The organism is Pseudomonas sp. 39004 (assembly GCF_028682155.1).
Taxonomy (GTDB): Bacteria; Pseudomonadota; Gammaproteobacteria; order Pseudomonadales; family Pseudomonadaceae; genus Aquipseudomonas; species Aquipseudomonas capeferrum.
In genome coordinates, this window is sequence record NZ_JANIAG010000070.1 from 1 (window position 1) to 21,306 (window position 21,306).

Consider the following 21,306-nt stretch of genomic DNA (forward strand, 5'->3'; position numbering starts at 1 on the left):
GCGGCAGGCCTCAATGGGTGGGCAAGGCTGACGGCTGGTACTCGGCGATCACCTGGTGCAACACGCCATCATCCTTGAGTGGCAGCACCGCTTGGGCCAGTTGCTGGCCGTCGAGGGTCAGGGTCAGTTCGGTGTCAGCGCCGTTGCGCACTTCTATGCGGTACGGGGTGCTGCCAAAACGGTAGTGCAGGGTTACACCTGGCCAGTCCGCTGGCAGCAGCGGCTCGATCCGCAGGGTGTCACCGCAGCGTTGCAGGCCCAGCAGGCTTTCCACGATCAGCCGGTACATCCAGCCCGCCGAGCCTGTGTACCAGCTCCAGCCACCGCGCCCGGCATGGGGGGCGACGGCATAGACATCGGCGGCCATCACATAGGGTTCGACCTTGTAGGTTTCGATCAGCCCGCTAGCACCCTGGCGCACCGGGTTGATCAAGCGCAGCAGTTCCCAGGCCTTGGCGGCATCGCCCAGGCGGGCATAGGCCATGCTTGCCCAGATGGCCGCGTGGGTGTACTGGCCGCCATTTTCGCGCACGCCGGGCAGGTAGCCCTTGATGTAGCCGGGGTCCAGGTCGCCGTGGTCGAAGGGTGGGTCGAGCAGTGTGACGATACCGATGTCGCGGCGCACCAGGTGCTTGTCCAGCGCCGCCATGGCGGCCTGCGCGCGCGCCGGCGGGGCAACCCCGGAAAGCACCGCCCAGCTCTGCGCCACGGAGTCGATGCGGCACTCCTGGTTGCTTGCCGAGCCGAGTAGCTGGCCGTTGTCGAACCAGGCGCGGCGGTACCAGTCACCGTCCCAGGCATGCTGCTCCAGGTGCTCGGCCAGGGTGGCGGCCTGCCGGCTGCACTGCAGGGCGAAGCCGCTGTCGCCATGGCGCAGGGCAACGCTGGCGAATGCCCGCAACACCTCGTGGCCGAAGAACCCCAGCCACACGCTTTCGCCAAGGCCTTGTTCACCGACGCGGTTCATGCCGTCATTCCAGTCCCCGCTGCCCATCAACGGCAGGCCGTGGGCGCCATACTGCAGGGCACGCCCGAGGGCGCGCTGGCAATGCTGGTACAGGCTCTCGACCAGGTTCGCCTGGGTGGGCAGGTCATAATAGGACTCTTCACCCGCGTTCAGCGCACGCCCCTCCAGGTAGCCGACCGGCTCGTCGAGCACCGCGCGGTCACCGGTCAGCGCCACGTAGCGGCTGGTTGCCAGTGGCAGCCACAGCAGGTCATCCGAGCAGCGGGTGCGTACACCCCGTTGCAGGGGTGGGTGCCACCAGTGCTGCACATCGCCTTCGGCATACTGGTGACCGGCGCAGTCGAGCAGGTGCTGGCGCGCCAGGGCCGGGGCGGCGTGGAGCATGGCCATGCTGTCTTGCAACTGGTCGCGAAAGCCGATGGCGCCGCCAGACTGGTAGTAACCGCTGCGCGCCCAGAAGCGGCAGGCAATCACCTGGTACAGCAACCAGCCGTTGGCCAGCACGTCCAGCGACGGCTCCGGGGTTTCGATCTGCACGCTGCCCAAGGTCTGGCGCCAGTAGGCCCGCACCTTCTCCAGCGCATCCATGGCCGCGCGCAGCCCGCGGTATTGCTGTACACAGCGGCTGGCAGCTTCGGCGTTAGGTCCGGCACCCAGGCGAAACACCACCTCTCGGCGTTCACCAGGCTGCAGCAGCACGCTGACCTGCACCGCCGCGCACGGGTCCAGCCTCGCGCCCGTGCGCCCCGACAAGCGTGCCTGGCGCATCCCGGCCGGTGCCTGGCAATCGCCATTGCGCCCAAGGAACTCGCTGCGGTCGCAGGTAATACCGTAAAAGGGCAGGTCGCAATCGACAAACCCCACATGCCTGGAAAACCCCTCGGCATAGCTATTGCGGGCAAACAAGGCGCCGCTGACCGGGTCGATCTCGCTGACCACATGCAGGGCCGACTTGCTGCGCAGGTCACCCAGCACCCACTCGACGTAGCAGGTCAGCGACAACCGCCGCGGCTGCGCCGAGCGGTTGTGCAGCTTGAGCCGGCTGAACTTGATTGGTGCATCCAGCGCGACATGTACCCATAACTCACTGTCCAGGCCGTCGTCGGTGTATTCGAAGACGCTGTAGCCAAAGCCATGGCGGGTGCGATAGCGGCCAGGGCCGGGGCACGGCATCGGCGTGGGTGACCAGTACTGGCCGCTGTCCTCGTCACGCAGGTAGAGGGTTTCGCCGCTGGGGTCGCAAACCGGGTCGTTGTGCCAGGGTGTCAGCCGGTACTCGTGCGCGTTCTCGTACCAGGTATAGGCACTGCCTGCCTCCGACAGCACGCTGCCAAACTGCGGGTTGGCGAGGATATTGGCCCAGGGCGCCGGGGGGGGCTGAGCCTGGTCGTGGTGGATGACGTATTCCTGGCCGTCGCTGCTGTACCCCCCGTAGCGGTTGGCAAGCATCAGCGCGGGTGCGGGGGCCGGCGCGGGGCTATCGGCTTTCGCCTGCGGGGCTGCCGGGGCTGGCTCGAACGCGGCGGGTGCGGGCGGTGTGCGGCGGTGGTGCAGTTGTTCGGCGAGGGTGCCAAGGCTGTCGCTGAGCACCAGCCGCGCTACCGAAAGGGCCAGGGTGCGGTCCTCTGCCGACAGCTGCTGTGCGGGGCGCACAAAGATGCCCCCGGGGCGGTCGAGCAGCGCAGCCTCGCTGCCGGAGGTGACGATGCCCATGATCAGATCCTGCAATTGCTGGCGGTAACCGGCCTGGTCTTCGTTCCAGATCACCAGGTCCAGGGCCAGGCCCTTCTGTCGCCAATAGGCATGGGCAAGCACCATCTGCTTGACCAGGTTGATGTTGGCCGGGTCGCTGATCTGCACCAGCACGATCGGCAGGTCCCCCGACAGCCCTTGGCCCCACAGGCCTGACTGGCTGCGCCGGTTGTCGGCCAGCAGGACGCCGCTGGGCCGTAGCGCCGCATTGGGGTAGATCACCGAAGCGGCCATCTGCTCGAACAGCCTGGCATCGCTGAGCGAGCCGTTGAGCTGGCGCAACTGCACCTGGCTGTGTGGCCAGGCGAGGTCGAACACCCGGTCGGCCAGGTGCCGGTCGCGGTACTTGGCGATCTGCTGCAGGCAGGCGTCGCGGCTGTCGGACACCCCTGTGACCAGGTCGACCGTGGCTTTCTGGCCGGGTGCCAGGCTGATACGGCAGCGGATCGCCACGATCGGGTCAAGCACCGCCCCGGCGCTGTCGGACAAGGCCTCTGTCTGCGCGTCCAGGGCCGCCGGGGCGACCAGCGTGCGGCCGCGCCCTATGAAGCGGGCGCGGTCGGTTTCGTAGGACACGGCATCGATGTCGGCGCCATGCACCGCGAGCACATGGCACATCCACGGCACGGCGTCCTGCTGCGAGCGCGGCCGCCGGGAACAGATGATGGCCTGCAGCGGGCGGACCAGTTCGGTCTGCACGAACAGCTTGCTGAACGCCGGGTGCAGCGCATCGGCAAGGGCGGGTGCCAGCACCACCTCGGCGTAGCTGGTCAGCTCCAGGGTGCGCTGTTGGTCACCATGGTTGGTCAGGTGCAGGCGCCGCAGTTCGATGTCGTCCTCGGGGGAAACGGCTATTTCGGTGTGGCAGTCGAAGTCGCCTTCACGGATGCGGAACTCGGCGCGGCCATCACTGAAGATCGCCTCCTGGTTCTTGCCGCGATGCCGCGTCGGTTGGTAGGTGGTTGACCAGAACGCTGCGCTGGCGACGTCACGCAGGTAACAGAAGCTGCCCAGGGCGTCGCAGCTGGCGTCCTCGCGCCACCGTGTCAGCGCCATCGCGTCGCGCTTGCTGTAGCCACTGCCGACATGGTTGACCATGACGTGGTAGCGGCCGTTGGACAGCAACTGCACGGCGGGGTGACGCCGATTCGGCTCGCTGAACACCCGCAAGCGTGTCTCGCCGGTTTGGCCCGCAGCGTCCAGGGCCGGGGCCTGCAGGGTGTGCAGGTAGGGCGCGGCCGTTTTCGGTACGCGCTCCTGTAACAGCAGCATGCTTGCCTGAAACTGCGGGTCTGAGGCGAAGCGCCGTTGCATGGGTTTGTCCAGCAGCAGGGAGGTCAGGGCCAGCAAGCTCATGCCCTGGTGGTGGGCCATGAACGAGCGGATCACCACGGCCTGCTGGCCGGGGGGCAGCCGTGACTCGCTGTAGTCAATGGCCTCGTACAACCCGAAGCGGCCGGCCAGCCCCAGCGTGCACAGGCGTTGCAGGTTTCGGCAGGCGGCGCCTGGCGCCACCAGCAGGGCAAGCGCACTGGCGTAGGGGGCGACCACCCGTTCTTCGCCGAGGCCGCGCTTGAGGCCCAGGCCCGGTACGCCAAAGGCCCGATATTGGTAGTTCAGGTGAGCGTCCAGGGCGTTGTAGGCCGACTCTGAAACGCCCCAGGGGATGCCCAGCACGTTGCCGTGGTCGATCTGCCGCTCGACGGCGGCCTGGCAGGTCTGGTCGAGCAGGGTGCCTTCGTAGCTCGGCATCACCAGCAGCGGCATCAGGTATTCGAACATCGAACCCGACCAGGACAACAGCACCGGCACCCCGGCATTGCTGGTCAGCAGCCGGCCCAGGGCGAACCAGCTGGCCTGGGGCACCTGGCCCTGGGCGATGACCAAGAAGTTGGTCAGGCGCATCTCCGATGCCAGCAAGTCATAGAAGGCTGAATCGAGGCGATGTTCATCGGCGTTGTAACCGATGGCGAACAGGTCACGCTGGTTGTCGTAGAGGAAGGTGAAGTCCATGTTGGCCATGGCGGCGATGCGCAGCGCCAGGCTTTGCGACTGGGCGATGCGCTGGCGGGCCAGCGTGCGTATGTCGGCCACGGCCGGGCGTTCGGCGGTGGGCCACTGCTCTGGCAGCAGTTCGGCCAGCTGGCGCCAGCTCAATGGCGCCTGAAGCGTGGGGTCGTCGTTGCCAGGTGGCAACTGGAAGGCCTGCACTTCGCCGCCCAGGTCCAGGCATTGCTGGTGCAGCGCCTGCAACCAGAACAGGCAGTCGTCGGTCTCGCCCGCGCGTGGCGCATACTGTTGGACCAGCCCCTGTAGCTGCTCGGCGAGCTGTTTCAGCAGCGAGGCGGGCAGCGGGCCTGGCTGTTCATGGGCTTGCCAGAGCTGTTTGCCCAGGGCCTGGAGCGGGTCGTCGGCACGGCCCGCGGTGGTGAACGCTTCGCGCAGGATGTCCAGCGTGTCCAGCAGGCCCTGGCTCAGGCGGCGGTCCAGCACAGGGGTATCGGCCATCGCCAGCAGCCCTGGCCGCAGCGTCAGCAGCAGGGCGGCCAGGTTGCCGCTGTCCACCGCAGAGATGTAGAGCGGGTGCAATGGTGTTCGGGTCTGGGTGTCGTACCAGTTGTAGAAGTGCCCCTTGTAGCGCTCCAGCTGGCCCATGCTGTCGAGCATCTGGGTCAGGCGCTGGAACAGTCGGGCGGCAGTCAGGTAGCCGAAATCATGGGCTGCCAGGTGCGAAAGCAGGGCCATGCCGATGTTGGTCGGCGACGTGCGGTGGGCGATGCTGGGGAAAGGCGGTTCCTGCAGGTTGTCAGGTGGCAGCCAGTTTTCATCAGGCCCGACATGCCGGTCGAAGAACGCCCAGTTGCGCCGGGCCAGCCGATGCAGAAACCGCAGCTCCTGTGCCTGCGGCGCGAACGCGCTGCGCCCCCGCGTGCGGCTGAGCCACCAGGCCAGGGCCGGGCCAAGCAGCCACAGGGCAAGGATGGGGGCGGCCAGCAACAGCACACTCGGGCGCATCGCCAATGCCCCCACCAGCAACAGCACCAGCCCGGGTTGTACCCATTGTTCGCGATAGAACGCTTGCAGGGTATCGGCACTGGTGCGTTCGTCATCCCGCGAGGGGTTCCATTGCAGCAGCCGGCGTTTGCTCACGGCCAGGCGCCACAGCGTGCGGCAAATCGCATCCAGGCTGTAGAGGGTCTCGAACGGCAACCAGGCCAGCGACAACCCAGCCCGCACGAAATAGATACCTGAGGTGTGCAGGGCCGCCAGCAGGTGCTCGGCCAGCGGCACATCGGTGGTCTTGCGCAGCAGTTCGAGCAGCGAATCGAGCACAGGGCGGGTCAGCAGCAGGCCCAGCAGCGCGAGCGTCCACAGCAGCGGCGAGGCGCTGGCCAGCCAGCCCCACAGCAGCGCGCTCAGCAGGGCGGCCGGCTCCAGGCTGCGGCGCAGGTTGTCGACGATCTTCCACCGCGACAGCGCGCTCAGCCCGCTCTGGCCTTGCACCCCGGTGCGTAGCCACGGCAGCAGCCAGGGCAGCAGTTGCCAATCGCCCCGTATCCAGCGGTGGCGGCGCTTCACATCGGCGCTGTAGCGTGCCGGGTAGGCCTCGAACAACTGCACGTCACTGAGCAGACCGGCATGGGCGTAGCAGCCCTCGATCAAGTCGTGGCTCAGTACTCGGTTGTCGGCAAAGCGCCCCTCCAGCGCGCGTTCGAAGGCATCCACCGCGTAGATGCCTTTACCAATGAACGAGCCACTGAGGAACAGGTCCTGGTACACATCCGACACGGCCAGGGTGTAGGGGTCGACCCCGGCATCGCTGCCGAACAGCCGCGCGTAGGTTGAGCGCGACACGCTGGGCAGGCTGATGCCCACCCGTGGTTGCAGGATCGCGTAGCCTGACTGCAGGCGACCGCTCGTGGCATCGAAACGTGCGCGGTTCAGCGGGTGCTGCATGGCGCCGACGAACTGCTGCGCCACATCGCGCGGCAACTGGGTGTCGGTGTCCAGGGTGATGACATAGCGCACCCGGTCCAGCGCGCGCAGGTCGCCGACGATGCGCATGAAGCGCTCGGCGCCGCGCCCACGCAGCAGGGCATTGAGCTCAGCCAGCTTGCCGCGCTTGCGCTCACGGCCCATCCAGCAGCGCTCGGTGGCGTTCCACTCCCTGGGGCGATGCAACAGGAAGAAGCGCTCGGCGCCGCTCGGGTACTTCGCGTTCAATGCGCGAATACCGTCGCTGGCAAGGTCGAGCAGGGCCATGTCGTCGGGTCGGGTCTGCTCGGGGGCATCCATGAAGTCAGTCAACAGGGCGAAATGCAGGTGCTCGTCACGGTTGGCCAGAAAGCGCACCTCAAGGCCTTCGACCAGTTCCTCGACGTCGCCGGCAGCGCCCAGCATGCTGGGCACCACGACCAGGGTACGGGCCTCGACGGGAATCCCTTCGGTGTAGTCCAGCCGGGGCAGGAACGCAGGCTTCACGGTCAGCGTCACCAGCCAGTTGACCAGGCCGAGGGCGAGCCGGCTGGTGGTCAGCAGCACCGGCAACGCCATGGCCGCTGCCACCCAGGTGGGCCAGCCTTCGGCGGCAATGCCGGCCACGAAGCCCCAGGCCAGCAGGCACGACAGCAGCGCCGCCGGCACCAGGTAGAAGGCCAGCGGCGCCCGGTGCAACAGGCGCTGCCAGCGCTCGGCAAGCGCCACCCGCGCAGCAAGCTGCCGTTCGAGCAGCAGCAGGCCATCGCCAGCCAGGTAATAACCGACGTGCGCTGCCTGCTCGCGTGGTTGTGCGTGTGTGGCCAGCGCCAGCTCGGTAGCCGTGCGCGCCACCTGTTCTTCACTGAAGGCGCTATGCCGTGCCAGCTGTTCGACGATGTGCCGATAGTGATCGCGGCTGGCGAAGTCCATGGCGGCATACACCGCTGCCGGGTCTTGGCCGAGGATGTGTTCGACGTGGCTCAGGTGTTCGACGAACAGCCGCCAGTCAATGGTCGACAGCAGGCGCAGGCTGCCGATGCTGTTGCTGATCGACACCTGATCGATGGCCTGCTGCTGCGCATCAAGCTGCACATGGCGCTCGATACTCAAGGCCGACTCGCTGAGCAACTGCTCGATCCAGGCCAGCGGTTGGGTCAGCGTGCTGCTGTGGCCCTGTAGTCGCCTGGCCAGTTCGGCGACGAAGGCGGTGGTCATGGGTGGGTCCGAGCGGGCCATGTCGGCCACCACCAGCACCACGCTCTTGGCATCCCGTTCGGCGGTTTCGCCAAGCTTGTCGGCCCAGTCATTGGCCAGGTCGCGGTCTGCCAGGCTGGCCATGACCCGGGCGGCGACGCGGCGCAGGTTTTCGATCAGCGCCAGCCTGAGCATGATCGGGATCGCCCACAGCTCGCCGAGGGTCAGCGTGGCGGTGTGCTGATAGGCCTCGACGAAATGGCTGAGGCTCTCGGCATCGACCCGGCCATCGCCGTGGCAGATGGTTTCCAGGGCAATGTCATAGACCCGCGGCAAGCCGCTCGAAGCGCCGGTGTCCAGGCGTGGCAGTTGCAGGCTGTAGTCGGCCGGCAGGTGGCGTTTGGCAATGCGGATATGGCTTTCGACCAAGTAGAAGTTGTCGAGCAGCCACTGCGCCGCAGGCAAGGTCGGGCGCGCGTCGGGCAGCGCGCTGGCGAGGGCCGAACAGCTGGCGTAGAGCATGCGTTCGTTGTCGGCCAGGCGGTCGAGCAGCGAGTCGTCGGCCGGCAGTTTGCTCAAGCGGTGCTGGCTGGCCAGCCAGCTGCCATGGTCGGCCAGTTGCTGGGCGCTGTAGAGCTCCGAGCGCAGCAGGCTTTCGTAGGTGAACGTGTGGCGCGGCGCACGCCAGCGCCGGGCACGGTTGGCCAGGCGTTGCACGTAGGTGAGTGCGCGAAGCCAAGGGTTGTCCATGGTGAGTCGGGTGCCGTGAGCTGACCGGTCAGGTGGGCAGTGTGCGCCGGCCAGGCCGTGCCGGTCTGTTCGGTAGCGTACAGACCCGCCTCATTCCGGTGCGTGAGCCCCGGCAATATGCCGCCCGGCCACGTAGCCGAAGGTCAGCGCCGGGCCCAGATTGATACCGCCGGAGGGGTACCAGCCGCCAAACACGCTGGCCATGTCGACGCAGGAAGCGGTGGTCGCAGACCAGCCACGAGCAGGCTTGCTCGCCCTGGGGCACCGCCTCGAGCATGGCCGATGCCTCGTTGACGAAGCGTTTGCCACTGGCCAGTACCCCGATAACCCCCGGCTTGCCACGCTCGATGATGTGCGGGAAGTGGCCGATGCTGCCGTCGCGGTGCCGCACCTTGGAGACCGGCGCCAATGACCAGTACGTCGTATTCGGCTTGCAAGGTGTCGGTGGGCATTGCAGGGACTCCGGGGCTATTATTGGAACGTGATTCCATATTGTTCCCGTGTGGGGACTTAAGATGCAAGCCGCGCCGCGTGGTACTGGTCGATTACCGGACACTTCGGCGTAGCGCTGCTGCACGGCGGCTGTTCTTGTGGAATCATCTTCCAGAATTCGCCACATTTTCAGGGACCTTAGTCATGGCTGGTAGTCAGATCGAACGCGCCTTCAGTCTTGTAGAAAGCCTTACCGGCGAGCCTGAGGGCCTTGCCCTGCAGACCCTGGCCGAGCGCCTGGAGATTCCCAAGAGCGCCACCCACCGCATGCTGGCCGAGCTGATTCGACTGGGCTACGTGCGGCAGAACCGCGACAACAGCCGCTACCAGTTGTCTGCCAAGCTGGTGGCGCTGGGCTTTCGCTACCTCTCCAGCAGTGGTGCCGACATCATCCAGCCGATTCTCGACCGCCTGGCCCAGGACAGCGGCGAACTGGTGCGCCTCGGTGTGATCGACGGTAGCCGCCAGACTTGGATCGCCAAGTCCCAGGGGGCGCGCTCGGGTTTGCGCTACGACCCCGACATGGGCCGCGATGCGCCCCTGTTCTACACGGCCTCCGGGCATGCCTGGCTGGCCAGCCTGAGCGATGCCGATGCCGTGCAGATGGTGTTGCGCCAGGGCATTGCCGACCCCGCGCAGTTCGGCCCGAATGCACCGCGCTCCACGGACGAGCTGCTGGGCTACCTGCAACGGGCACGCGAGCGGGGCTATGCCTGGGTCGAGCAAACCTCGGCAGTGGGCACATCGGCGTTGGCCGCCGTGGTGCGGCGCCCCCGTACCGACGAAGTGATTGGCGTGCTGAGCATCGCCGGCCCCAGCGCACGGCTGGCGCCCACGCGTTTGCCTGAACTGGCGGCGCAGCTGTTGGCCGCAGCCGACGAGCTGTCCGCCGCCAGCCAGGCCAGTGAACTGTTTGCCTGACAGGCGCAGGCCTGTGCGTTTGTGGTCGATAACCGCACAGTCTGTGCGTGCGGTGCTTCTGTAAAGCGGAACGTGGTTCTAAATTATCGATTGTGGATTCTGGAACAGCGTTCCGTAATCCGTGACCCGACAACAATGACAAAAGGACACTCCGTTGAACGCACCGCTTCGTATCGCCCTGATTGGCGCCGGCATCATGGGCCGCCAGCATTACCAGCACCTGCGCCAGGTTCCGCAAGCCCAGTTGTGCGCGGTGGCAGACCCTGGCCCGCAGGCCGAGGCCTTCGCGGCCGAATGCGCGGTACCTTGTTTTGCCGACCACCGCCGCATGCTGGAGATAGTCCAGCCCGAGGCGGTGATCGTCGCCAACCCCAATAACCTGCATGTGGCCACCGCGCTCGATTGCATCGAGGCCGGTGTGCCGGTGCTGTTGGAAAAACCGGTGGGCGTGCACCTGGATGAAGTCCGTGCGCTGGTGGAGGCGTCTCGGCGCTGTGGCGTGCCCGTGCTGGTCGGCCACCACCGACGGCACAACCCTCTGATCGCCAGTGCCCGTGGGATGATCGCCGACGGTGCCCTGGGCAGGCTGATCAACGTCACTGCGCTGTGGCAGTTGCAGAAGCCCGACAGTTACTTCGACACCCCCTGGCGCCGCGAGCCAGGCGCCGGTTTCTTGTTGACCAACCTGATCCACGACCTGGATCTGCTGCGTTATCTGTGCGGCGAGGTGGTGCAGGTACAGGCGTTCACCCGCAACGATGTACGCGGTTATGCCAATGAAGACAGCGCGGCGGTACTGCTGCAGTTCGCCAACGGCGCGCTGGGTAGCCTGACGGGCTCCGACGCGGTGGCTGCACCCTGGAGCTGGGAGCTGACGTCCGGCGAGAGCCCGATCTACCCGCGCCAGGATGGCCAGCCCTGCTTCCTGCTGGCGGGCACCCAGGGTGCGCTGAGTATTCCGCAGCTCAAGCGCTGGCAGTACGCCGAAGCCGGTTCGGGTTGGCACACGCCGTTGCTGCAAAGCGAGGCCGGCACCCCGGCGGGCGAGGCATTGACCTTGCAACTGCAGCACTTCGTGCGCGTTGCCCGCGGTGAAGAAGCACCGCTGACCGACGCCGCAGACGGCGCCCGTACCTTGGCCCTGGTCGAGGCGATCCGCCAGGCCGCCGAAAGCGGCCGAGCGTGTGCCCCCGCGATCATCGCCTGACGCGCGAGCAAAGCGCGACCTTCGATCACACCTTTTTTGCTTTCAGGTAACGAACATGACTGACCGTATTTTTTCCCTTGCCGCGCTGACGGTGCTCGAGCTTTCGCCGCCCGCCATGGTGGAAGCTGCCGCCCGTGCCGGCTACAGCCACGTGGGCCTGCGCCTGGTCGCGGCCACTCCAGAGGAACAGCACTTCCCGCTGATTGCCGATGCCGAGTTGCGTCGCCAGACCCAGGCGCGCCTGCGCGACACCGGTATCAAGGTGCTCGACCTGGAAATCCTGCGCCTCAAGCCTGAAACCTGTGTGGCTGATTTCGAGGCCATTCTGGCGGTGGGTGCCGAGTTGGGGGGTACCGAACTGCTGGTTGCCGGCAACGACCCGGACGAGGCCCGCCTTACTGAGCGCTTTGCCGAGCTGTGCGACCTGGCGGCGGGTTACGCTATCCATCCGCACCTGGAGTTCATGCCCTGGACCGACGTTCGCGACTTGCGTCAGGCCATGCGTGTGGTAGCCAACGCTGGCCGGGAAAATGGCTGTGTGCTGGTGGACGCGTTCCATTTCAACCGCTCTGCGTCCTCGCTCGACGACCTGGCGCGCCTGGCACCACAGCGCATGCGCTACGCCCAGTTGTGCGACGTGGCCGGCCCGGTGCCGGAGGATATGGACGAGATCTTGCGCCAGGCGCGCAATGAACGGCGCTTCCCCGGTGATGGCGATGCTGACCTGGTCGGGTTGTTGCGCGGCTTGCCGGCAAGCGTGCCGCTGAGCCTGGAGATTCCGACGCGGCAGTTGCTGGAGCAAGGTGTCAGTGGCGAGCAGCGGGCGCGGCTGGCGCTGGAGAAGGCCAAGGCGGTGCTGGCGCGGGTGTGAGATAGGGTAGGGGCGGCCAAGTGCCTGGCTTGGGTTTTGAGGTGGGGCATAGATCGAGCGCCGCCCGCGCGGCGCATCGCGAGCAAGCTCGCTCCTACATTTGTTTCGGGCCAGTTATTCCTGTGCCATGGGCGCGCGACCCCTTTGGCGCCCGCCTCAATATCGCGTCGTACCAACAAGGCGGTCGCTGCAAATGCCACAGGCCTCACTGGCCCGAAAGAAATGTAGGAGCGAGCTTGCTCGCGATGCGCCGCGCGGGCGGCGCTCGATCTATGCCCCAACACACATCCAATGCCAGGCACTAAGCCCCCTCAACCCCACGCGGCGCCATGAAGTACATCCACACCAGCGCCAGGAAATACATCACCGGAATCATGGTGAACAGCACCGCATAATTGTTGTGGGTGACCGTCAGCACGCTGCCGACGATCTGTGTCATGAACATCCCACCAATGGCCGCACACATGCTGCCAAAGCCGAACACCGTGCTCACCAGGTGCTTGGGTGTGTAGTCCATGACCAGGCTCCAGATATTCGCGGTCCAGGCCTGGTGCGCGCCGACCGCCACGGCAATGGCGAGCACTGCGACCCACAGGCCACTGGCGTGGGCAGCAAAGACCACACTGACAATGGTGCAGGCAAAGATCAGCATCGAGATCAGCCGTGCGCGGATCGCACGCACGCCGCGGCCGATCAGCCACGACGAAAGAATCCCGCCGCCAATGCTGCCGAAATCCGCAGTCAGCCAGATCAGGATCAACGGGATACCCATCTGCGTCACACTGATGCCCAGCGCGTACTGCTGGTTCAGAAACGGTGGCAGCCAGTAGAGGTAGAACCAGAACACCGGCGCCGTGATCGAGTAAGCCACGGCGAAGGCCCAGGTGCCGCGCTGGCGCAAGATGCGGCGAAATGGCATCGGCTTCGCTTCGGGCTCGTCATCCTGCTGGATATAGTCCAGCTCGCTCTGGCGCACGTGCGGGTGCGCTTCCGGGTTGAAGTACTTCAACCCCCACAGCACCACCCACACCAGGCCAAGGCTGCCCATGGCAATGAACGCGGCCTGCCAGCCCCAGGCGGCCAGGATCAGCGGCAGCAGCGCCGGGGTGACCATGGCACCGACGTTGGTGCCGGCGTTGAACAGGCCGGTGGCGATGGCGCGTTCGCCGGCAGGAAACCACAACCGCGTGGTCTTCACGCAGGCCGGGTAGTTGGCCGCCTCGGTCAGGCCGAGGATGAAGCGGCAGACCATGAAGCCGGCCGCCGAGGTGGCCAGGCCGTGGGCGCCGGTGGCCAGGCTCCACAGCAGCACCGCAACGAAGAAGGCGTGCTTGACCCCAACCCTGTCGATCAACCGGCCCTGCAGCAGAAAGCCGATCGCGTAGCCGACCTGGAACCAGAAGTTGATGTTGGCGTAGTCCATCGCCGTCCAGCCCATGTCCTTGGCCAGGACCGGTTGCATGATGCCGAGGGCGGCGCGGTCGATGTAGTTGAGGGTGGTGGCGAAGAACACCAGGGCCAGCATGCCCCAGCGGGTCTTGCCGACGGCGAAGGCGCCACGCACCTTGTCGCCGATGGAGCCATGGGCGAGGCGGGGGGTGGCAGTGTTGAACTTGGAAGGGGTCATGTGAGGTCGTTTCTTGAAATTGTTTTGAACGGCTGTGCGTCTGGAACGCGGTTTTGCCCATGGCAGGCATGGGCTCGCAAGGTCATTTAATGGTGAGCAGTGAATGATTGAGCGTCAATTCAAAGATGGGGCTACTGTTCGCTGATCGAACAAAAGTGCTGCTGCGCTAAGTTGCGGGGCCGCACAGCGCTTTGCCCGCCAGGTAGCCGAAGGTCATGCCGGGGCCAAGGGTGATGCCGCCGCTTGGGTAGTGCCCGCCCATGATGCTGTGCATATCGTTGCCGACTGCGTAGAGGCCGGGTATCGGGCGCTGTTCGCTGTCCAGGACCTGGGCCGAAGCCTCCGTGCACAGGCCGGCGAACGTCCCCAGGCTGCCCGGCAGCAGCTTCACCGCATGAAAGGGGCCGTGCAGCAGGGGCCGCAGTGACGGGTTGGGCGCTTGCAGCGGGTCGCCCTGCGCGCGGTTGTAGCGCGAGGCGCCACGCTGGTAGTCCGGGTCTGCGCCCTGCGCCGCGTGGTGGTTGAACCGTGCCACGCTGCGCTGCAGTTGCTGGGCGTCGATCCCGCAGCGTGCGGCCAACTGCGCCAGGGTAGGGCCACTGAACAGGTAGCCACGCCGTTCATAGAAGCCGGTAGGGAAGGGGAACGGCTTGGCCCAGCCGATGCCATGGCGGCGCTGCGCGGCGTGATCGCAGATCAGCCAGGCCTCAGGTGCCTCGCCTGGCGGCGTGGCCGCGAACAGCGCATTCATGAAGGCATGGTAGCTGTCGGCCTCGTTGACGAACCGCCGACCGTCACGGCGTACGGCAATGAAACCGGGCTTCGCACGGTCGATCAGGTGCGGAAAATGGCCGAGGCTGCCGTCGCTTCGTGGCACCTGTGACACCGGCGCCCAGGCCCCGGCGTGGGCCGCCGTGGTGACGACTTGTGCGCCAACCTGCTCGCCCAGGCGCAGGCCGTCGCCGCTGTTTTGTAATGGTGCAGCGGAGTAGTGGCGATCGCCTTCGGGCGCATGGGGTATCAGTTGCGCGATGCGCTGGCGGTCATGCGGGAACCCGCCGCAGGCCAGCACCACACCGCGTCGTGTGTGGATCACCTGACCATCGCTGAACTGAACGCCAGTGATGCGCCCATCCCTGAGCAAGCCGGTGGCCTGTCGCGCATGCAGCAGCGTCACGCCCAGGTCGAGGGCGCTGCGCAGCAGGCGCGCCACCAGCGCATTGCCGTTGACCAGGTGCAGGCCGCGACGATGCAGCAGCAAGTCGCGCCCATGGCGCAGCAGGCGCTTGCCGACGTGCCAGGCGGCCTTGGGCGAACGGCTGGCATTGAAGAACGCGGCCATGTCCGCCCCACCGGCGATGCCCATGCCGGCCAGGCTGACGATGTCCAAAGGGGGGCGAAGGCGGTGCACCCAGTGCCCGAGCAGGCGCCCGTCGAATGGCTGCGCGCACAGGGAGCGCCCACCCTGTGCGCTGCCGTCGCCCTCGTGCATGTCGGGCATCTTCGTGCCGGACTGGAACTGCACAGCGGTGTGCTGTTGAAAGAACGCCACCATTTCCGGCCCATGGCGCAAGAACGCCAGCTGGCGTGGGCCCAGCTCGGCGACGTGGGTTTGCGCGCGCAGGTAGCGTTCGGGCGCATCGTCGGTTTCGACGATGCCTTCGGCGATGGCCAGCGGGTTGCGGGGTATCCACAACCAGCCCCCCGACCAGGCGCTGGTGCCGCCGAACTGGCTGGCCTTTTCGGCGACGATCACCTTCAGGCCATGATGCGCGGCGGTTACTGCGGCAGCCAGACCAGAGGCACCGGAGCCGAGGACAAGTACGTCACATTCCAGGGATTGCATGGGTGCGCTCCGGTCAGGTTGGGGGCAAGGCATTCACTGCAGGGGCGAAAAGCCGGTCGGGCGCATTAGCCGCGATTGCAAGCGCAGCACGGCGCCCAGTTCGCGATTGCGCTTGGAGAACTCCGCCCAGCGCGGGTCCGCAGCCATCGCTGCGCGGCGCTGCATGCGCTCGTCGAGGCTGGCATAGCCCCACAGGTGCACCACCTGGTTGACCTCGCCGAATTCGCTGGTGAAAAAGCCGACCAGGTTGCCTAGGTGTTCGCTCTGCACCGCCAGCGCATGGCTCTGGTACAGGGCCAGCCAGTCGGCCATTTTCAGCGGGTCGAGGGTGTAGGTTCTCAGTTCAAAGTACATGCGACAGTCTCCGGGTGAGGGGCCGACGCCTGCAGGCGTTCGGCAATAGGGCTGGCGGCGAGCCAGCCGAAGGTGAGGGCAGGGCCTCAGATCTCCAGCGGGGTGACGCCCATGAAGGCGCCGAGCAGTCCGAGTTGGGCAAAGGCCATCTGTGGCCCGGTCTGGATCGCACAGCCGATCTGACGTGCCCTGTGCAGCAAGGGGGTGATCTCTGGCGAAGTGACCACGTCGGCAACCAGGGTGCAGGGCTGCAGGGTGTCCAGCAGGGCGCCAGGCAGAGGCAGCTCGTCACTGCCGCCCATGCCGATGGGCGAAGCGTTGACCAGCAGGTCGAACGCCTCCAGCGAGTGGTATTGGGTAGCGACTCCGAGGTTGGGGAAGGTGTTGCCAAGCAGTTCGCAAAGCGCGCCCGCCCGTGCCGAGCAGGGGTCGCTCAGGGTGACCTGGCCCACGCCAGCCTCACCCAGGGCATAAGCGATGGCGCTGCCGACCCCACCACAGCCGATCACCAGTGCGCGTTTGCCCGCCGGCTGAAAGCCCTGCTTGCGCGCGGCGCTGAGGAAGCCTGCGCCGTCGACGTTGTCGCCCAGCAGGCACCCGTCGCTGCCGCGCCGCACCACATTGACCGAGCCCAGTGCGCCAGCGCGTTCGCTCAGCCCGTCCAGGCGCGTGGCCAGCGCCTGTTTGTAGGGCACGGTGACCACGCAACCGCGCAGGTTGCGCCAGCCCCGCAGGCTGTCGACGAAGGCGTCCAGCGCCGTTTCCTGCAAGTCGATGGGGAGCATCGCCAGGTCGCAGCCATGGCTGGCGAACCAGGTGTTGAAGTTTTCAGGCGATTTCACCTGGGCGATGGGTGAACCGACGATGGCGACCAGTTCTGTCGAACCCCGAATCATGCTGACCTCCGTGCTTGCTGTTGTTGTGCAGGCAAGGGTGGCGTGAGAGGGGATGGGGGACAATGCGCTTGTCGGGCAAGTAGTGCGATAATCGCAGTGGCCTGGCGATTATCGAACCAGAGTGCTGAACAATGTACAGCCCGGATCACGACAGACCGCACGAGGTGAAGGCATGGACAAACCGCAGATCCACCCCCGCGACCTGATCGCCGGCTTGCAGAAAGGCCTGGCGTTGATGCAGCTGTTCAGCGTCGATCAGCCGCGCCTGACCGTGCCACAGGCGGCCAGGCAGTCAGGCCTTACCCCCAGCGCTGCGCGGCGCTTCCTGCTGACCTTGGTACACGAAGGCTTTGCCGACACCGATAGCCGCCATTACTGGCTCACGCCCAAGGCGCTGCGCATTGGCCAGGCCTACGTGGATTCGGCGCAACTGCCGCGCATGCTGCGGCCCATCGTCGAGCAGGTTGCCCGGCAGACCCAGGAACATGTCTCTGTCGGCACTCGAGACGGCGATGAAATCATCCACCTGGTGCGCAGCCGCTACAGCCACATCGCCTCATTGTCGATCAGGCCCGGTTCGCGGGTGCCGATGTACTGCACGGCCGGGGGGCGAATCTGGCTGGCCACGCTGAGCGAGGCAGCGCGCGACGCGTATTTCTCGCGCAACCCGTTACGCCAGCTCACGCCCTACACGCAGACAGACAGGGCGCTACTGGAGCAAGCGCTGCAACGTGTACGCCAGCAGGGCTTTTGCATCGTCGACCAGGAGTATGAAGTCGGTATGCGTGTGCTTGGCGTGCCGCTGCTGGACCGCAGCGGTGAATTGAAGGCGACCCTGACGGTCACCACCCACGCCTCACGGTTGAGCGTTGACGAGATACGGCTGCGCTATTTGCCGCCGCTGTATGAAGCGCAGGTGTTGTTGAGGCCAGTGGTTGGTTGATCTGCAGTCTGACCTGGCGGCCCCGACAAACTTAAGCTTTGCCCCCCAGTAAACACCGTGCAGGCCATTGGTGCAGAGGGCAATGGCTGCCGATCACTCTGACTGAACTCCCGGCCCCAGCGCTACGTCCCCCGAATGAAGGCACACAGTCCGGCACCTGCCGGTTGTTCATTTGCGAGGGATATGACCATGGAACGCGATCAAGGCTCGGCGGCACCGCCGAGCAGCCCCCAGGATCACCTGCACGCCATTACCGACGAGGCCGGCGCCCTGCTGAGCGAGGCAAAGCACCAGGGCACCGAGCAGTACGAGCACTACCGCACCACAGCCGCCGAGCAACTCGACTCCTTGCAACAGGGTGCACGCTCGGCCGCATCCGCGTTGCAGGGCAACGACAGCCTGGGGCTTTCCCATTACCTGGGCGAAGCTGCCGAGTGGATGGGCAATTTTGCCGAGCAAATCCGCCATGAAAGTGCTGAGGACCTGCTGCACCGAGGGTCTCGCCTGGCGCGGGACAACCCGGCGCTGTTCCTGGCTGGCAGTGTGGCGGCAGGGTTTGCCTTGTCCCGCTTTCTGCGCGCCAGCGCCAGCCACGCCACCACGGCGCCGTCGCCGGTGCCAGGGCAACGCAGCAGCGAGCCCAGGCACGCCGCTGCGCCGATGCCGGACCGCGCCAGCGACGTGTCCACGCACAAACCTTACACCCCGGTCGACCCTGTCGGCATGGGCGGCGGCACGCCGGTAAGCGGTGGCCCATTGGAGCGTGACCCGCTCAAAGGAGGTGAATGATGAACAAGGACCCTCTACAACCTGCGCCGGGGCTACATACCCCGGCAGAGGACCCGGTCGGGGTGGGCGGTTTGCTGCGTCAGTTGATGCGCGAAATCCCAGAACTGTTCACCCAGGAGCTGGCCCTGGCCAAGGCCGAACTGCAACGCAATCTCAACGCCTTGAAGGCCGGTACGGCAGCGGTGGCGGTAGGGGCCATCGTGCTGTTGGCGGGCTTCATCATCCTGCTGCTGGCAGCGGTGTATGCCTTGTCGATGGTGCTCGTGCCCTGGCTTGCAGCGCTTATCGTCGGGGCGGTAACGGTGATCATCGGGTTCATCATGCTGCAGGCCGGCAAGAAGCAGTTCGAGCCAGCTCAACTGACCCCGGATCGCACGCTGCATGCCCTGCAGCAGGACAAGGATGCGCTGAAGAGGAAACTGCCATGAGCACTTCTTTCGAACAAGAAACGCAGAAAGACCCTGACCTGCTCGAGCAACAGATCAATGCCAAGCGCGAGCATATCAGTGACCTGGTCGATGCCCTGGAGCAGCGCCTGAGCCCCGGCCAACTGATGGACCAGGTACTGGCTTACAGCAAGGGCAGCGGCGGCGAGTTCTTCCATAACCTGGGCACCACCTTGAAGAACAACCCCGTTCCGACCACCCTCACGGTGCTTGGCCTGGCGTGGCTGGGCTTCAATCAGAATCGCCCGTTCAACCCTGGCCCTGCGCACACCGGCCCCGGACTGGGCGAAAAACTGGGTGATGCGGTCGACAGTGTGAAGGGGGCTTTTGCCCATGCCACAGAGGCGCTGCACGATGCCGGCCACGCGGTGAGCAGCAAGGCCCATGACCTGCGTGACCGGGCTGGCGAGCTGGGGCAGGGCGCGCGCGACACGGTGCACGGCTCGGCTGACAGCCTGCGCGGCAGCGCCCAGCAGATCGGTGACCAGGCCACGGCGCTGAAGGGCCAGTTCGATCAGTTGCTCAAGGAGCAGCCCTTGGTGCTGGCGGCGCTGGGCATCGCGTTGGGTGCAGCCTTGGGCGCGGCATTGCCTGGCACCCGTAAAGAGGATGAGCTGATGGGCGCCAGCAGTGACCGCTTGACCGACACGCTGAAGGCCAAGGGTGAGCAAGCCAAGGAGGCGGTAAAAGAGTCGGTAAGGGAAGCCACCGCGAAAGAGGCGCCCACGGGCACGCATCGAACGGCGGACACTGACTTGTCTTCGGGGTTGGGCTTCCCGTCCTGAAAACCTCGGGGCGTCGCTGCCAGCGGGCGACGCCCCCTGAGGGGCTATTGGCCGCGGCGTTTTCGGCCGGCTTCGTAGCGCGCCAGCAGGGGCTGGACGCTTAGCCCATGGACCACGATGCTCAGGGCCACCACCGACAATGTGAGGTTGGTACTCGACGCGGCAGCGCTGGGCAGCATCGGGTGATTGAGCGCGTAGAACAGGTAGTAGAGGCTACCGATGCCGCGTATGCCGAACCAGCCAAGCAGGCCGCGCTGGCGCAGGTCCAGCAGGCCGCGCCCGGGGATCAGCAGCGTGCTCAGTGGCCGAATGATCACGAACAGCGCCGCGCCGACGACCAGGGCTCGCCAGTCCCAGTGCTCGATCAACACGACCCCGAGCAACGTCACCAGAAAGACCTCCATCGCCCGCTCCACCAGGCCGCCAAAAGAGAGCATGTCGCCGAGCATGATGCCCGCTGCGACCTGGGTGTCTTCCAGTGCGGCGATATCCCCTTTCACCGCATGCTCCGGGGCGACATGCTGGTGACCGACGACGGGCTGTACAAGGTGCTCGGCGGGCGCTTGCGGGGTGGGGCTGGTGTGCACCTCGGCCTGTCGCAGGCCGAGCCCCGCCGCGAATACCGCGAGAAAGCCATAGCCATGGATCAGGTCGGCGACCACATAAGCCATGGCAATCAGCGCCAGTGCCAGGTAGTCGTTGGGCGAAAGCGTGCTGTCGGCATGCTGGGTGCGCAGGTACAGGCTCAAGTGCCCAAGGCCGCGCCCCATCCAGTAGCCACTGAGCAAGCCTGCGGGTACCGCCCATAGCACGTCCTGCAACAGCCAGTCGGTAAGCCACTGGCTGCCTTCGGCGCCCTGCACCAACAGCAGGCCGAGGATCACGAACGGAAAGGCGATGCCATCGTTGAGCCCCGCTTCGCCCGACAGGCTGAAGCGCACCCGGTCGTAGTCCTGCGCGTCGTTGACCTGTACCAGCGTGGCCAGCACCGGGTCGGTCGGGGCCAGGATGGCGCCAATCAGCACCGATACTCCCCAACCCAGGTGCAGGCCGTAGTGCAGCACCAGGCTGACCCCCGCGATGCAGGCCAGCATCACGGGCCCGGCCAGGAAGAAGGCCACCCGCCAACTGCGGCTGCTCAGCGGCAGGCGCAGCTTGAGGCCGCTGACGAACAGGGAAAACAACACAGCGACCTCGGTCAGGTGCTCCATCCAGCCGCTGGCCTGGGGCAGGTCGAGTTGCAGCAGCCCGAGGCCGCCCGGGCCAAGGCCTACGCCCAGCCCCAGGCACACCACCGAGGTGGTGACAGGGATCCAGCGCAGGTAAGAGGAAGTCAGCGCCAGCAGCAGCAAGACGGCGCCGAGCATGGCCACCCAGACAATGAAACTCATGTGCGCAGGTGCCTCCAGCGAGTCGGGTTGTGACGCGGGTACAGACAGTCAGTCTAGCCGTTGCTGTCGCGTAGCAGCGCCTTTGCGCTGTACAGGG

Annotated in this window: 13 protein-coding genes and 1 pseudogene; 7 read left to right on the forward strand and 7 right to left on the reverse strand. The window is 66.1% G+C overall.

Going from position 1 to position 21,306, the window contains the following annotated elements; all coding sequences use genetic code 11:
- Positions 1-10: 10 nt before the first annotated feature.
- A complete protein-coding gene (locus NP534_RS13900; protein WP_274099086.1) occupies positions 11-8,641 on the reverse strand; it encodes a GH36-type glycosyl hydrolase domain-containing protein in 8,631 nt (2,876 codons plus the stop codon).
- 172 nt (positions 8,642-8,813) lie between these two features.
- Positions 8,814-9,047: pseudogene (locus NP534_RS13910) on the reverse strand (FAD-binding protein); the annotation flags it as partial.
- Positions 9,048-9,277: 230 nt separating this feature from the next.
- Here NP534_RS13910 and NP534_RS13915 point away from each other — a divergent pair.
- From NP534_RS13915 to NP534_RS13925, 3 genes are all read left to right on the forward strand, one after another.
- On the forward strand, positions 9,278-10,054 hold the full coding sequence (locus NP534_RS13915) for an IclR family transcriptional regulator (protein WP_033698693.1): 777 nt from the start codon (positions 9,278-9,280) through the stop codon (positions 10,052-10,054).
- 154 nt (positions 10,055-10,208) lie between these two features.
- Positions 10,209-11,261, forward strand: coding sequence for a Gfo/Idh/MocA family protein (locus NP534_RS13920; RefSeq protein WP_274099087.1), 1,053 nt, complete (start codon positions 10,209-10,211; stop codon positions 11,259-11,261).
- 55 nt (positions 11,262-11,316) lie between these two features.
- On the forward strand, positions 11,317-12,132 hold the full coding sequence (locus NP534_RS13925; RefSeq protein WP_274099088.1) for a sugar phosphate isomerase/epimerase family protein: 816 nt from the start codon (positions 11,317-11,319) through the stop codon (positions 12,130-12,132).
- Between the two features lie 301 nt (positions 12,133-12,433).
- Here NP534_RS13925 and NP534_RS13930 read toward each other — a convergent pair whose 3' ends face one another.
- From NP534_RS13930 to NP534_RS13945, 4 genes are all read right to left on the reverse strand, one after another.
- On the reverse strand, positions 12,434-13,759 hold the full coding sequence (locus NP534_RS13930; protein ID WP_033698689.1) for an MFS transporter: 1,326 nt from the start codon (positions 13,757-13,759) through the stop codon (positions 12,434-12,436).
- Between the two features lie 166 nt (positions 13,760-13,925).
- Positions 13,926-15,605, reverse strand: coding sequence for an FAD-dependent oxidoreductase (locus tag NP534_RS13935; RefSeq protein ID WP_274099089.1), 1,680 nt, complete (start codon positions 15,603-15,605; stop codon positions 13,926-13,928).
- 33 nt (positions 15,606-15,638) lie between these two features.
- On the reverse strand, positions 15,639-15,959 hold the full coding sequence (locus NP534_RS13940; protein WP_095065537.1) for an NIPSNAP family protein: 321 nt from the start codon (positions 15,957-15,959) through the stop codon (positions 15,639-15,641).
- An 86-nt stretch (positions 15,960-16,045) separates the two neighbouring features.
- Positions 16,046-16,855: a shikimate dehydrogenase family protein gene (locus NP534_RS13945; RefSeq protein WP_274099090.1), complete on the reverse strand. Its 810-nt coding sequence runs from the start codon at positions 16,853-16,855 to the stop codon at positions 16,046-16,048.
- Between the two features lie 172 nt (positions 16,856-17,027).
- On the opposite strand from NP534_RS13945, the gene NP534_RS13950 reads away from it, so the two are divergent.
- From NP534_RS13950 to NP534_RS13965, 4 genes are all read left to right on the forward strand, one after another.
- Positions 17,028-17,798: an IclR family transcriptional regulator domain-containing protein gene (locus tag NP534_RS13950; protein ID WP_274099091.1), complete on the forward strand. Its 771-nt coding sequence runs from the start codon at positions 17,028-17,030 to the stop codon at positions 17,796-17,798.
- Between the two features lie 189 nt (positions 17,799-17,987).
- Positions 17,988-18,587: a hypothetical protein gene (locus tag NP534_RS13955; protein ID WP_274099092.1), complete on the forward strand. Its 600-nt coding sequence runs from the start codon at positions 17,988-17,990 to the stop codon at positions 18,585-18,587.
- Positions 18,587-19,015 carry a phage holin family protein gene (locus NP534_RS13960; protein ID WP_274099093.1) on the forward strand — a complete coding sequence of 143 codons (429 nt, stop codon included), beginning with the start codon at positions 18,587-18,589 and terminating at the stop codon, positions 19,013-19,015. The genes NP534_RS13955 and NP534_RS13960 overlap by 1 nt, the downstream gene beginning before the upstream one ends.
- Positions 19,012-19,818, forward strand: coding sequence for a DUF3618 domain-containing protein (locus tag NP534_RS13965; protein ID WP_033698680.1), 807 nt, complete (start codon positions 19,012-19,014; stop codon positions 19,816-19,818). The genes NP534_RS13960 and NP534_RS13965 overlap by 4 nt, the downstream gene beginning before the upstream one ends.
- A 44-nt stretch (positions 19,819-19,862) precedes the next feature.
- Here NP534_RS13965 and NP534_RS13970 read toward each other — a convergent pair whose 3' ends face one another.
- A complete protein-coding gene (locus tag NP534_RS13970) occupies positions 19,863-21,209 on the reverse strand; it encodes a cation:proton antiporter (protein ID WP_274099094.1) in 1,347 nt (448 codons plus the stop codon).
- Positions 21,210-21,306: the final 97 nt, after the last annotated feature.

Bases quoted from the DNA above. Each gene is read 5' to 3' on its own strand.
- NP534_RS13925 (WP_274099088.1), top strand. From the start codon at position 11,317: ATGACTGACCGTATTTTTTCCCTTGCCGCGCTGACGGTGCTCGAGCTT.
- NP534_RS13940 (WP_095065537.1), bottom strand. From the start codon at position 15,959: ATGTACTTTGAACTGAGAACCTACACCCTCGACCCGCTGAAAATGGCC.
- NP534_RS13955 (WP_274099092.1), top strand. From the start codon at position 17,988: ATGGAACGCGATCAAGGCTCGGCGGCACCGCCGAGCAGCCCCCAGGAT.
- NP534_RS13900 (WP_274099086.1), bottom strand. From the start codon at position 8,641: ATGGACAACCCTTGGCTTCGCGCACTCACCTACGTGCAACGCCTGGCC.
- NP534_RS13945 (WP_274099090.1), bottom strand. From the start codon at position 16,855: ATGATTCGGGGTTCGACAGAACTGGTCGCCATCGTCGGTTCACCCATC.
- NP534_RS13960 (WP_274099093.1), top strand. From the start codon at position 18,587: ATGAACAAGGACCCTCTACAACCTGCGCCGGGGCTACATACCCCGGCA.
- NP534_RS13965 (WP_033698680.1), top strand. From the start codon at position 19,012: ATGAGCACTTCTTTCGAACAAGAAACGCAGAAAGACCCTGACCTGCTC.
- NP534_RS13970 (WP_274099094.1), bottom strand. From the start codon at position 21,209: ATGAGTTTCATTGTCTGGGTGGCCATGCTCGGCGCCGTCTTGCTGCTG.
- NP534_RS13935 (WP_274099089.1), bottom strand. From the start codon at position 15,605: ATGCAATCCCTGGAATGTGACGTACTTGTCCTCGGCTCCGGTGCCTCT.
- NP534_RS13950 (WP_274099091.1), top strand. From the start codon at position 17,028: ATGGACAAACCGCAGATCCACCCCCGCGACCTGATCGCCGGCTTGCAG.
- NP534_RS13930 (WP_033698689.1), bottom strand. From the start codon at position 13,759: ATGACCCCTTCCAAGTTCAACACTGCCACCCCCCGCCTCGCCCATGGC.
- NP534_RS13915 (WP_033698693.1), top strand. From the start codon at position 9,278: ATGGCTGGTAGTCAGATCGAACGCGCCTTCAGTCTTGTAGAAAGCCTT.